Raw genomic sequence first — 13,833 nt, forward strand, 5'->3', positions numbered from 1 at the left:
CGAATCAGCCTTATCGACGAGACGACCCATGCTGAGCTTCCTTCCCGCACCCCTGCGGGGCATCCTTGCCGGCCTGACCCTGGCGCTGAACACGCTGTTCTGGTGCTGGCCGCTGTTCTTCCTTTCGCTGCTCAAGCTGGCACTGCCGATTCCCCGCGTTCAGCGTGCGCTGCGCTTCGGCATGCACTGGATTGCTGAGTCATGGATGGCGGTCAATGGCTTCTGGATGGACCTGGTGCGGCGCACCGAATGGGATGTGCAGGGGCTGGAAAAGGTCGACATGCAACATTCATATCTGGTCACCAGCAACCACCAGAGCTGGGCCGATATCTTGATGCTGCAGTACCAACTGAACCGGCAAATGCCGATCCTGAAGTTTTTCCTCAAACAGGAGCTGATTTGGGTACCGGTCATTGGCCTGTGCTGGTGGGCGCTGGAGTTTCCCTTCATGAAACGCTTCACGAAGGAGTACCTGACCAAGTACCCGGAAAAGCGCGGCCAGGACCTGGCCACGACCCGCAAGGCCTGCGAGCGCTACCGGACCAACCCGGTGTCGGTGTTCAACTTTCTCGAAGGCACGCGTTTCACCGAGGACAAGCACACCGAGCAGGCTTCGCCCTATCGCTATCTGCTCAAACCCAGAGCCGGCGGCATTGCGTTCGTGATCGATGCGATGGGCGAGCAACTGACTTCGCTGATCAACGTCACCATCCACTACCCGAATGGCAATCCGAGCTTCTGGGATCTGCTCTGTGGCCGGATCAGCCAGGTGGTGATGCGCATCGACTCGCAACCCATCCCGGCCGAGTTCCTGCATCGCAGCTACGATCAGGATGAGCGTTATCGACTCAGCTTCCAGGAGTGGGTCAACGAGCTATGGAGCGAAAAGGACGCTAGGCTCGAAGAGCTGCATCGACAGTATCCGCCGAGGCAGCCGCTCCGTTGAGCCTGGCAGCGGCCGACGTTACCGGTCGAGCTGCTGCCAATCTACGCGCCGAGGAAAGACCAGGGCGTCCTCGACGACCAAGCCCGGCGCCACCAGAAAGCCCTGCATGACCTGGCAGCCATGGGCAATCAGCCAATCACGCTGGGCCAGGGTCTCAACCCCCTCGGCAATCACTTCCAGTTCCAGGTTCCGTCCCAGGTCGATGATGGTGCTGACCACCGCTGCATCACGGGGCGAGTCGAGCATGTTGGCAATGAACAACCGGTCGATCTTCAGGGTATCCAGATCGAAATGGCGCAGATAGGCCAGTGACGAATAGCCGGTGCCAAAGTCGTCAACCGCGACCTTGACGCCAAGCTCCCGCAATTGCCGAAGCTTGTCGCAGCTCTGCTCCAGATCCTGCATCAGCGCGCCTTCGGTGACCTCCAGCTCCAACTGGCGAGGATCCAGTTGGTATTCATCGAGCAAGCGGCGCAATTCGTCGATCAGTCCAGCCCGGGCAAACTGCACCGGGCTGACGTTGAAACTCAGTATCAGCTTGTCGCCGAATCGCCCGCGCCAATCTCGACATTGAGCCAGCCCTTCACGCAGCGCCCATTCGCCAACCCGATCGATCAGTCGAGTCTCCTCCAGCAAGGGAATGAAGACGTTGGGTTCAACTTCGCCGCGGCCGGCGAAATCCCAGCGCAGCAAGGCCTCGAATCCGCGCAGCTCGCCGGTCTCGAGTTCTATCTGCGGCTGATAGGCCAGCGCGAAACCATTGCGCTCGATGGTGCTGCGCAGGTTTTCCTCCATCATCAGACGCGCATGGGCGCGGCCATTCATTTCGCTGGAGAAGAAGCGGTATTGCTGACGCCCGGCGCGCTTGGCTTCATACATGGCCATGTCCGCCGAGCGAAGCAGTTCTTCGACGCTCTGCCCGCAATCGGGAAAATGGGCGATGCCGATACTGGCGCCCAAGGTCACATCGGTGCCGCTGATGGTGTGCCGGACCGAAATCAGTTCGATAAGCTTCTCCGCGACTTTCGCCGCGTCTTCGGGATGATCGAGGGAATCCAGCAAGGCGGTGAATTCGTCCCCGCCCATCCGCGCGATGATGTCGTAGGGACGCATGCAGGCTTCCAGCACCCGCGCGACGCGGCAAAGAATCTCGTCGCCGGCATCGTGGCCTAGCGAGTCGTTGATGCGCTTGAAGCCGTCGAGGTCGATATAAAGGATGGCCATGCGCTTGCCGTTCCGATCGATCCGCGCCAAGGCCGACTCCAGCGCCTGATGAAACCCACGCCGATTCAGCAGCCCGGTCAGCGAATCGGTTACCGCCTGGGTTTCCAGCTGGACGTGGAGGTTACGCACCACCGACATGTCCAGCGCGATCACCACCATGGAGCGCTGTTGGCGAGGCAGTGGCGAGGAGGACAAGGCAACCGGCAAGGTGCCGCCGTTGGCGGTGTAGAGCTGCGCCTCGTGCAGGCGGTAGGTATTGCCGCTACGCCACTGTTTGTAGAAGTCGGTATCGCGCCAGACTTCAGGCATTTGCGGGGAAGCCAAATGATCGACCAGCGCAGTGCCCTGCAGATCATCGACACTGGTGTGCAGCATCTGCGCGATCGCCGGATTGGCGAAACTGATGTAGCCATCCTCACCCACCACCAGGATGCCTTCGGCGGCGTTGTTCAGCACCGAGGCATTGAAGGCGCGCGCGCTGTCGAGCTGCTGGGTCAGCAGCTGCAAATCGCGTCGGTTGTGCTCGTGGCTCAGCAGGGTGTTGATCTTGTGTTTGAGCACCTGCGGATCGAAAGGCTTGAGGATGAAATCAACCGCACCCGTAGCGTAACCGCGCAACACCGACTCCCGGGTATGGGCGATGGCCGAGACGAAGATGATCGGTGTGTAACGTGTATGAGGGCTGCCGCGCATCAGGCGCGCCACTTCGAAGCCATCCATGCCTGGCATTTGCACGTCCAGCAAGACCAGTTCCACGTCCAGATCGAGCAGCGCCTGCAACGCAGCCTCGCCGGAATTGACCGTATGCACCTGCCAGTCGCCATCACCGAGCAGGGCCTCCATAGCTACCAGATTCGCTTCGCGATCATCCACCACCAGCAGTGTGCGGGTACGAGGTTGTGATTTGGCTTGTGCCCGCGACATTACCCGACTCTCCTACCCGGCGCGCAGCTGCTTTTACTTCGGACGGTTTCGACACGAATGCCGACTCTGGACGAACGATGCGTCACGTACTTCTCCTCATGGACTCTCGTGAGGGCCATCAACGCGCTCCAGGCAACGTCGCAGCAACTCGACCAGCTTGGTGCTTTCGACCGGTTTGAACAGAAAATCGTCGGCACCTGCAGTAATGCTTTGTTCCCGAACGGCCGGATCGGCTCCGGCCGCCAGTGCCACGATCGGCACCTGACAACCATAGTCGTTTCTGAGCTGGCGTATCAGTGCAGGGCCGTCATTATTCGGCAGTGCCATGTCCACAAATGCCAGATCGAAGGCATCCTCGTCGAACCGTTCAAGCGCTTCGGTGCTTGTCGTAGCCGGCACCACTTGCAGCCCCTGCTCGTCGAGCAGGGCGCTGATGGCGTATATCGACCGCACGTCGGAATCCACCAACAGCACCCGTCGTCCCAGCAAGGGATGCTCCACCTCGTCCATATTCAGCGCCACAGCTTCAGCCTCAGCCGCAGCGGGCTTCAATGCATCTTCCATATGCTCCAGTCCCTCTGTTTTTGACAACGCAACCGATGAGTAACGCCGTAGCCGCTCCAGATTCTTTTCTGAAAGCGGTGCCCGGCTGTTCAATATGACTCGTGCATCTTTGAGCGAACGTAGGCGGTCGAGCGCCTCGAGCAGCTCCAGGCCGTCTTCGTTAGGCAGATCGAAATCGATGACCAGTACCGTGAAGGCATGCTCCGCATAGGCCAGCCGCGCATCTTCGCTGCTCTGGCAGTCGGTGACACGGTATCCAAGACGCTCGAAATGCTCATGCAATTGACGTCGCCGCTCCGGTTCGGTTTCCACGAGCAGCAATCGCGTTGGACTGGCTTCCTGCCGAGCCAGGTCGACGAACAGGCGTTCGAGCTCCGAGTGCGTCACAGGTTTGAGTAAATAGCGCGAATTGTCATCGGACCAGCCATGCGGCTGCGGCACGCACGAAATGATGTACACCGGCGTGCCTTGGTGCCGGGCATCCTCTCGCAGGACCCGATGGACCTGCCAGCCACTGATATCGGGCAACAGGATATCGAGGATAACGGCCGCGAAACGGTCGCGCTCCAACGCCTCCAAACCTTCTTGTCCGGTGCCGCAGACGGTGCTGGGAAAACCATGAGATTGCCCGACCTCAGCCACTACCGAGGCGAAATCGGCATCATCCTCGACGATCAATACGCCGCCGCCCTGGCCTCGGAGCTGAAACGGCCGTAGCGTCCGGATCTCCGTGGCTGCAGCCAGCCTCAGCGGCAACTCGATAGTGAAACTCGAACCCTGACCCGGCGCGCTTCGCAGATGAATACCGCCGCCCAGCACTTCGGCCAGTTGCCGTGCGATGGCCAATCCCAGCCCGGCGCCGCCGTATTGCCGGCTGATCGAGCCGTCGATTTGCTGGAAGGCCTGGAAGATCCGTTCGTGCTGGTCTTCAGCAATGCCGATACCGGTATCGGTCACACAGATCTGCAACATGTCTTCGCCGGCGGGCTGCTCGGTCGGCTTGCAAGTGACATGGATATCCACGAAGCCTTGCTCGGTGAACTTCAATGCGTTGGTGACGATATTGCGCAGAATCTGCTGCAGGCGTGCACGGTCAGTAACGATCGTCACCGGAACATCCGGCGCGATTCGGGTACCGAGCGCCAGCCCGTTCTGCTCGGCCATCGCCTGGAGCCCATTGGTCAATTCTGCCAGTAGCTCAGCCAGATTGAGCGGTTCCGGCTTGATCTGCATATGGCCCGCTTCGATCTTGGCCAGGTCGAGCACATCATTGATCAGCTGCAGCAGGTCATGCCCGGCCCGATGAATGATATCGGCGTGCCGAACCTGTTTCTCGGTCAGATTGGCCGCCGCATTCTGCCTCAGCTGATCGCTGAGGATCAGAATGCTGTTGAGCGGCGTACGCAGCTCGTGGGACATGTTTGCAAGGAACTCGGACTTGTAGCGATTGGCGACGACCAGCTCGTTGGCCTGATCGCGCAGACGCCGCTCCGCCGCCTTGCGGTGACCGATATCGATCACCACGGCCTGCACCAGCTGCTCCTCACCGCTGCGCAGCGGCGACAGACCGACCTCGACGGGCAACAGGCGGCCATCACTGTGGCGACCGAACAGCTCGCGATTTTCACCCAGGCGGCGCGACTCGGGTTCCTGGGCGAAACGATGGCGTATCTCGAGATATATCTTGCGCATCGACTCGGGGATCAGCAGCTCGACCGGCTCGCCCACCAACTCTTGCCGGCTATAGCCGAACAGAAGCTCGGTCTGTCGATTGACCATGACGATTCGCCCTTCCTGGTCGAACAGAATGAAGGCATTCGGCGAGGCTTCGACGACGTGGCGGAAGCGCTCTTCGTCCCGTTTGCGCTGTTGCAGATCGACCAGATTGAGCAGGTGGTGGATGCCGTCATCGCGATTGAAGCTCGTCAGGCTCAATGAAACCGGTATCGGCGTGCCGTCCTCCCGTAACGCGTGGCTTTCCTGATTGCTGGTTTCCAACCGTTGCCCACCTGCGGCCTCGCTTAGCATGCCGGGTACATAACGGCCAAGACGTTCGCCAGCGAGCAGTCCAGCACTGCTTCCGAGCAGCGCAGCGGCGCTCTGGTTGGCCAGTTCGATTCGCCCTTGACCGTCGCACATCAGGGTCGCCACGGGCAGTTGCTCGATCAGCTGACGGAAGCGTGCCTCACGCTCCTGAAGTTGCGCACCGAGCGCCTGGCTGTTGCGTAGCGCCCGTTCACGCAGGTAAAGGTAGCCGCCTATCAACAGCGCAAACAGCACCGCCGCGGACAGTCCAGCCGCCAGGTTGAAGGCTCCGCTGGCTCGGGTCAGGATGGCTTCGTACTCCGGCGTACTGGCCACATCCAGTTGCCAGCTACGGCCGTACATATAGATATTTCGGGTGCGACGGAAACTCGCATCGGCGCTGACCGGTGCACGGCCCATCAGCAGCGGTTCATCCGGGGCCCCAGCGTCGAACAGCTGTATCTGGAACAGTTTGCTCCGCGAGCCCAGCACGCCTTCCAACAGATCGGTCAGCCGAAAGGCGCCGTGTAGCGTGCCGGCGAAGGCGTTCTGGCGCTCTTCCAGGGTGGTGATGGGCTCACCGACCCGGTACAGGGGAAGAAACAGCAGAATACCCACCTGAACGTTCTGCCCGGTCTCCTGCTTGAGACGCAAAGGCCCCGTCAGCATTGGCGTGCCAATGTTACGCGCGGCAACGATGGCTTCCCTGCGGGTTCCCTCGCTCATCAGGTCGAAGCCCAGCACCCGGCGATTACGCCAGTCGAGGGGGTGTATGTAGTCTGTGATCAGATATTCGGCGCGCTCACCGGCCGGATACATGCGGACATTTCGGCCACCATCGCGCATTTTTTCCAGCACCGAAGCCAGGTTATCCGCACGCGCATGACGCGACAAAGCGATCGCCTGGATGCCGGGATAGAAGTCCTGTAGCTGAAGCTGATCGGAAGCGCGAGTCCAGTCTTCCAGACTGACGGTATCGCTCCCAACGAACAAGCCGGCCAGACCGCGCATGACCATCTCGTAGGCACGCATGCGCTCACGCAGACTAGTCTCGAGGTCGTTGACCACCAGATTGAATCGCTGCGCTTGCTCTGCGTGGATACGCGCTTCCTGAACATGCCATTGCCAGCCGACCCATCCCCCGAGCCCCGCCATCAGAACCAGCGTTACTACCAATGGCAGCCAAGGCTTACGGGAATGGAGAGCGGAACGATCATCCATTCGACCTCCTCAGTGCCACTACATGGCTCGCTGTCACGAGCTTCAGAGTCGCGTATCGTCCAGAGGTTCAATGGCGGACAGAGAAAAGATATAAAACTGGCGTCACTTTAATGCCACAGGCGAGACCGTTGCAGTCCCGCCTGTTCGACGCGGCTTACAGCGGCCGCAGATTGATCTCTACACGACGATTCTGGGCGCGGCCGGAAGCCGTATCGTTACTGGCGATCGGCTGGCTCGGACCCGCACCATAAGAGGAAATACGTGACGCAGCGACACCGTTGCCTTCGAGGTAGGCGGCCACGCTACGGGCACGGCGGTTGGACAGGTCCTGATTGAGCTGTTGCGAACCGGTGCTGTCGGTGTGTCCGACGATATCGATGCCGTTCTTGTTGAACTCCTTGAACACCTGGACGAGGGAATTCAGGGTTGGATAGAAGCTACTGGAGATATCCGCCGAGCTGCTGGGGAAGGTGATGTTGCCTGGCATGATCAACGTCAGGTTATCGCCTTCGCGCTGAACCTGAACGCCAGTGCCTTGCAGCGTCTGACGCAACTTGGCTTCCTGGGTATCGACGTAATAACCATAGCCACCGCCAGCAGCACCGCCGACCGTCGCGCCGATCAGAGCGCCCTTAGCACGGTCCTTCTTGCTGGACGTGGCGGCACCGATTACCGCGCCGCTGACCGCGCCGATACCGCCATAGATACCTGCTTTGCCGGCCTCGCGCTCGCCGGTATAGGGATTAGTGGTACAGCCCGCCAGCAGGGCGATAGTGGCGGCGGCTACGGTCAGGTTGCTGAGCTTTTTCATGATTACTTCCTTCATCTCCGGGACGTCAGCCTGCCGGCAATGAATCCGTCACAGGCTGAAAATGCGGCGCTAGGTTAACACCCGACTGAGCGCAGAACCGGAACGGACCGACGAACCCGCACCGGATCAATGCCTGACAAAAAGTTTTTTGCGCATCGTCCTTAACATCGTAGGCGGCGGCGTCAATTGCATTCGTCGAGACGCTATAGCCATCTAACTGTTCCATCCCTCGATGGTGGCATAATCGCCGCCCCGCAGATCGCGCGGCCAACTCGGTGAAACTGGACATCCGCGATCAAAGGCTTCGTCTTGCGTAATCAAAGCCCGGCGTAGACAGTGCAAATGCCGCAACGCTTCATGGCCGACTAGCCATGAATCCAGAGCTGCAAGGCCCGTCGGGCGAACCAACACGCGGCATTGCAGTTCTGACAGTCTCAGAAACAGAATTTTTTCATAACAGCCAATAGTTGTTTTGTGCGGCACGTACGGCGTGCCGCTCAGCCGGAGAGCCGAACCATCGACATTGCGGATTTGCAGCGCATCTTCGATGCCTTGCCTGGAATCTTTCTCGTGGTCGCCAATGACGCCGACTACACGATGGTCGCAGCCAGCGAGGATCGCTTGCGGGCGACCATGACGCGTCGTGACGAGGTCATTGGCCGCCCGCTCTTCGAGGTCTACAACGGCGCAGAAGCGCCGGGGGTAAACCTATTGCGCGCATCACTGGCCGAAGTGGTACGCACCGGGCAACCGCAGAAGCTGAAAACAGTCGGCTATCCGTTGCGTCTGCCGAATGAGAAAGACGAGCGTTATGAAGATCGCTACTGGGACGTCGTCAACGTTCCAGTGCTCGATGAGCAGGGGCAGGTCAGCTACATCATTCATCAAGTCGAGGATGTCACCGAAAGTCTGCTCGAGCAGGAATCGGCGGCGCTGCGTCTGCGAGAGAGCGACGAGCGTCTGAATGCGGCATTGTTGGCGTCCGGCACCGGCACCTTCTATTGGGACTTGCGCAATAACCGCCTGGACATGGACCTGCCCATGCAGCGGCTATTCGGCCTGGAGGGGCTGACTTCGGGTTGGCTCGACGATCTTCTCGACAGGATTCATCCAGATGATCGGGCTGCCATTGCCCAGCAGTGCGAACGCTGCGCGCGCTACGGTGACGATCTGGAAATGCAATTCAGGGTCCTCCTGCCGGAGGGCACCGAGCGCTGGATATTCGATAAGGGGCAAACGTTCACCGATAGCAACGACAGACCCACATATATGGTTGGTGCCTGTCTCGACATCACCCAGCACAAACGCACCGAGCGGGCGCTGCAGCGCCTCAACGAAACCCTCGAACAACGGGTCAACGCCGAGGTAGCCGCGCGGGCGAAAACCGAGGCGGCGCTGCGCCAGTCGCAGAAAATGGAAGCGGTAGGCCAACTGACCGGCGGCCTCGCCCACGATTTCAACAACCTTCTTGCGGGCGTGATTGGCTCGTTGGAGCTACTGTCCGTGCGCTTGCAGCAAGGCCGCACGGGGGACCTGGAGCGCTACATTCACAGTGCGCTGACCTCCGCCAATCGAGCGACGGCTCTGACCCATCGTCTGCTGGCTTTCTCCCGTCGACAGACGCTCGACCCCAGCCCTACCGATCTGAACGCCCTGATAGAAGGGATGATGGAGCTGCTGCAGCGCACCATAGGCCCGTTGGTAAGTTATTCGACGCAGCTGTCCGATGATCTTTGGCTGACGCTCTGCGACACCAATCAGCTGGAAAACGCGCTGCTGAACCTGACCATCAACGCCCGCGACGCCATGCCTGATGGCGGTCAGCTGACATTGACCAGCGAAAACCTAGTGCTGGGCGAGCCGCTCGCCGAAGAGCTCACTCTGCCGCCAGGCGAATATGTCGCGCTCGGGGTACGCGACACCGGTGTCGGCATTCCTCCGGAGCGGCTCAGCTATGTCTTCGATCCGTTCTACACCACCAAACCGCTGGGTGAAGGCACCGGGCTTGGCTTGTCGATGGTCTACGGCTTCGCCAAGCAATCGGGCGGTGCCGTGCGTATCGAAAGCACGGTGGGCGAAGGAACCAGCGTCTGGATTTACCTGCCCCGCTATCACGGCCAGTCGGCCAGCCTGCATGCGCCGGCGACGCCTGAGCCGGCTTCCACCTCGGTCGAGGGCCGAACCGTTCTGGTGGTGGATGACGAGCCCAACGTTCGCACTCTGGTAACGGAGGTCTTGCAGGAAATGGGGCTGAACACCCTGGAGGCTGCCGAAGGACCAAGCGGCTTGCGTATCCTCGACAGCGATGCACACCTGGACCTGCTGATTTCCGATATCGGCCTTCCCGGCGGAATGAACGGACGCCAGCTCGCCGATGCGGCAAGGGAAAAGCGGCCGTCCTTGCGCGTGCTGTTCATCACCGGATACGCCGAGAGCTCGGTGCTGGACCGTAGCAACACCATGTCGGATTACGAAGTCCTGACCAAACCCTTCACAATCACCGACCTCGAAGAAAAGGTTCGCAGCATGCTCGAACCTGGCCAGAAACGGGACGAGAGCTAGGGTTTGCTCCCGTTTCGCGGCGAGCCGCGAAACGGGTTACACCGACGAGATCGCGCTGCTGCCCTCTTCCAGCCAGCGCGCGATGTCTACCCGTATACGCTTCTTGTCCAGCTTGCCGACGCTGGTCTTGGGAATTTCGTTGACGACCGCGATCTGCTGCGGGATCGCCCACTTGTTGATATGCCCCTGTTCCACCGCAGGCTCCAGAAAGCTCTGCAGCGTCCGCGCATCGAGCTGCTTGCCCTCACCCAGCACCAGCAGGGCGAAAGGCCGCTCGCCCCAGCGCTCATCCGGCACGCCTACCACCGCCACGTCGCGCACGGCATCGTGGCGGCTGATCAAGCCTTCCAACGCCAGTGACGAAAGCCACTCGCCACCGGTCTTGATGACATCTTTGATGCGATCGCGGATATCGATGTTGCCCATTTCGTCGATGGTCGCAACGTCGCCGGTATGCAGCCATCCGCCCGCCCACAGTTCTTCGCTCTTCTCTGGATTTCCGGCATACCCCTGGGTCAGCCATGGCGCACGCAGCACCAGCTCGCCCTGGGACGCGCCATCGGCCGGCAGAAAGCTGCCATCGGGAGCCTGAATCGCTGCGTCGACCAGAACCACCGGAATCCCGGCCTTGAGTCGATAGCTGATTTGCTCGTCTTCGCTGACATGACGCAGCTCATCGTTGATATGCGCGCCCGAAATCAACGGGCAGGTCTCTGACATGCCATAGGCAGCCTGTAGGTGCATGCCGCAGGCGCGCGCCGATTCGTAGAGACCGCGAGTCAATGCGCTACCACCGATGATAATTTTCCACCCATTGAAATCCACGCCCTGAGCCGCCTTGGCATTGAGCAACATCTGCACGATGGTCGGCACGCAATGGGAGAAGGTCACTTTTTCCCGACGCCACAGCTCGATCAGCAACTCCGGATCGTAACGCCCTGGATAGACCTGTTTGAGCCCCAGCATCGTCGCGATGTACGGCAGCCCCCAGGCATGGACGTGGAACATCGGCGTGATCGGCATGTAAACGTCGCCCGCCGCCATCAACTGCGGGTTATCACGACAACCGACCGTCACCGCCCCGGCGAGGGTGTGCAGCACCAGCTGGCGATGGGTGAAATAGACGCCCTTGGGATCGCCGGTCGTACCGGTGGTGTAGAAGGTGGTCGCCACCGAATCTTCATCGAAGTCCGGGAAGTCGTAATGCGGCTGCGCCTCCGCCAGCAGACTTTCGTATTCACCGATGCAGTTGGGCAGGTCGCAGCCCTTGTCCTCGGCATCGGTAATCAGCAGCGTCTTGTCTACGGTGGTCAGTTGCCCGGTGATGGCCTGATACAGCGGCGCGAACTCGCTGTTGACGAGGACGAAACGATCCTCGGCGTGATTCATGGTGTAGAGGATCTGCTCGGGAGACAGGCGCACATTGATGGTGTGAACCACCGCGCCAATCATCGGGATCGCGAACATGCACTCGAGGTAGCGGTGGCTGTCCCAGTCCATGACCGCCACGGTGTCACCCGCCTTGACCCCGGCGGCGGTCAGCACGTTGGCGAGCCGGGCGATGCGCTGATTGAGGGTGCGATAGTCGAACCGCAGTTGGTCGCGATAGACGATTTCGCGGGTGCGCTCGTACCGCTGCCCCGATAGCAGCAGGCTCTTGATCAACAACGGATATTGGTGGGCGTTGGCGGCGGGCTTGATCACTCGGGTCTGCAACATAGGGCTTCCTTTTTATTGATGTTATGTGAGGCACACCAGCGACTCTGAAGTCGGCTGTTCGATTCGGCCGGCGCCTGCCGCCGACTGCATCGCCATTTCACTCCGACCATCGTCGTCGCAACCGTTCACTCACCGAGCCGTCACTGTGCAACAGCAGATTGCACAGGTGCCGATCAAGCGATCTCGCTTGCCGCCAGACGCACGCCGAGGCCGATCAGCACGACGCCGGTTACCCGGTCGAACCAGTGCCCCATACGGGAAAAACCGGCGCGGACGCGCTCACGGCTGAACAGCCAGGCCACCAGGCAGAACCACAGGCCGGTCGCGAACGCCAGATATACCCCATAGCCAGCCTGAACGGCGAGCGGGGTATGAGGGTCGATAACCACCGTGAATAGCGACAGGAAGAATAGCGTTGCCTTGGGATTCAGGCCGTTGGTGACGAATCCCACCATGAAAGCGCGTCGGCTCGAATGCACGCCACCGGTGCTGGAAGGCGCCAGCTCGTCGACACCCATCGGCTTTGCGCGCAGCGCCTGGAAGCCGAGATAGAACAAATAACCGGCCGCCAGCCACTTGAACAGGTTGAACAGCACGATCGACTGCGAGACGATCAGGCCAATCCCGAGCAGCGAATAACCCACATGCAGCAGAATTCCGCTGCCGACACCGATGGCCGTCCAACTGCCGCTCCGCTGACCGCGGGTCACGCTTTCACGCACGACCACCGCAAAATCCGGTCCGGGACTGGCCACAGCGAGCAAGTGCACCAGCGCCACGGTGAGAAATTCCATCCAGTACATCTATCGACTCCGCTACTTCCGGGCATCTGCCCGCTGATTCATACGAGTAAAGTCCATGACCAATCGCCGCGCCGTATTCCTCGACTTTTCCCCGCTCGACCAGGGTGACCTGGACCTGACGCCATTGCAGTCAGCCTTCGATGAGCTGATCTGCCATGCACAGACCAGCGAAACGCAGCTCATCGAACGGCTGCAGGGCGCCGAAGTCGCCATCGTCAACAAAATCGCGCTGGACGACACGGTGTTCGCCGCCTGCCCCGACCTGAAGCTGATTCTGGTCGCCGCGACCGGCGTCAACAACATCGATCTGTCGGCTGCCAGGCAGCGCGGCATCGTCGTCAGCAACTGCCAAGGCTATGGCACCGCCACCGTGGCCCAACACACACTGATGTTGCTACTCGCGCTGGCCACGCGACTGCCAGATTACCAAGGCGCCGTGGCCCGTGGACGCTGGCAGGAGAGCGGGCAATTCTGCCTGCTTGATTTCCCCATCGTCGAGCTGGCGGGCAAAACCCTCGGCGTGCTCGGTCATGGTGAGCTGGGCAGCGCCGTGGCCAGACTGGCCGAAGCGTTGGGCATGCAAGTGTTGACCGGTAACTTGCCGGGGCGCCCGCCGCGTGCGGATCGCCTGGAGCTCGACGCACTGCTGCCCCAGGTCGACGCCCTGACGCTGCATTGCCCACTCACCGAACAGACCCGCAACCTGATCGGCGCCCGAGAATTGCAGCTGATGAAGCCATCGGCATTCGTCATCAATACCGCCCGAGGCGGCCTGATCGATGAGCAGGCGCTGGCGGACACTCTGCGCAGTGGGCATCTGGGCGGTGCCGCCACCGACGTACTCACCAGCGAGCCGCCGAGCAACTACAACCCGCTGCTGGCGGCGGACGTGCCTCGTTTGATCGTGACGCCGCACAGCGCCTGGGGCAGCCGCGAGGCACGGCAGCGCATCGTTGGGCAGATGGTCGAAAACGCCGAGGCGTTTTTCGCCGGCACACCTAAGCGCCAGGTCAGCTGATGCACCGCTTATACAG

Annotated in this window: 8 protein-coding genes; 3 read left to right on the forward strand and 5 right to left on the reverse strand. The window is 60.7% G+C overall.

The window, feature by feature from the left end; genetic code table 11:
• The first annotated feature begins 28 nt into the window (after window positions 1-28).
• On the forward strand, window positions 29-946 hold the full coding sequence (locus NA645_RS15465) for an acyltransferase (RefSeq protein ID WP_256049654.1): 918 nt from the start codon (window positions 29-31) through the stop codon (window positions 944-946).
• Between the two features lie 18 nt (window positions 947-964).
• On the opposite strand, the gene NA645_RS15470 is transcribed toward NA645_RS15465, so the two are convergent.
• The 3 genes from NA645_RS15470 to NA645_RS15480 form a co-directional block, all read right to left on the reverse strand.
• A complete protein-coding gene (locus NA645_RS15470) occupies window positions 965-3,094 on the reverse strand; it encodes a putative bifunctional diguanylate cyclase/phosphodiesterase (protein WP_256049655.1) in 2,130 nt (709 codons plus the stop codon).
• Between the two features lie 96 nt (window positions 3,095-3,190).
• On the reverse strand, window positions 3,191-6,904 hold the full coding sequence (locus tag NA645_RS15475) for a response regulator (RefSeq protein ID WP_256049656.1): 3,714 nt from the start codon (window positions 6,902-6,904) through the stop codon (window positions 3,191-3,193).
• A 154-nt stretch (window positions 6,905-7,058) separates the two neighbouring features.
• Window positions 7,059-7,715: an OmpA family protein gene (locus NA645_RS15480; protein WP_131650737.1), complete on the reverse strand. Its 657-nt coding sequence runs from the start codon at window positions 7,713-7,715 to the stop codon at window positions 7,059-7,061.
• A 474-nt stretch (window positions 7,716-8,189) separates the two neighbouring features.
• Between NA645_RS15480 and NA645_RS15485 the strand changes: the two genes are divergently transcribed.
• Entirely contained in the window at window positions 8,190-10,277 is a 2,088-nt protein-coding gene (locus NA645_RS15485; RefSeq protein WP_256049657.1) for an ATP-binding protein, read from the forward strand.
• Between the two features lie 36 nt (window positions 10,278-10,313).
• Here the strand turns inward: NA645_RS15485 and NA645_RS15490 are convergent, their stop codons facing one another.
• Both NA645_RS15490 and NA645_RS15495 read right to left on the reverse strand, forming a co-directional pair.
• The gene (locus tag NA645_RS15490; RefSeq protein ID WP_256049658.1) at window positions 10,314-11,996 is read right to left on the reverse strand and encodes a fatty acid--CoA ligase; all 1,683 of its coding nucleotides are present in this window, start codon (window positions 11,994-11,996) and stop codon (window positions 10,314-10,316) included.
• 173 nt (window positions 11,997-12,169) lie between these two features.
• The gene (locus NA645_RS15495) at window positions 12,170-12,799 is read right to left on the reverse strand and encodes a LysE family translocator (protein WP_256049659.1); all 630 of its coding nucleotides are present in this window, start codon (window positions 12,797-12,799) and stop codon (window positions 12,170-12,172) included.
• Window positions 12,800-12,854: 55 nt separating this feature from the next.
• Here NA645_RS15495 and NA645_RS15500 point away from each other — a divergent pair, with 55 nt between their 5' ends.
• Window positions 12,855-13,817, forward strand: coding sequence for a 2-hydroxyacid dehydrogenase (locus tag NA645_RS15500; protein WP_256049660.1), 963 nt, complete (start codon window positions 12,855-12,857; stop codon window positions 13,815-13,817).
• Window positions 13,818-13,833: the final 16 nt, after the last annotated feature.

It is taken from the genome of Stutzerimonas stutzeri (genome assembly GCF_024448955.1).
GTDB lineage: Bacteria > Pseudomonadota > Gammaproteobacteria > Pseudomonadales > Pseudomonadaceae > Stutzerimonas > Stutzerimonas stutzeri_AQ.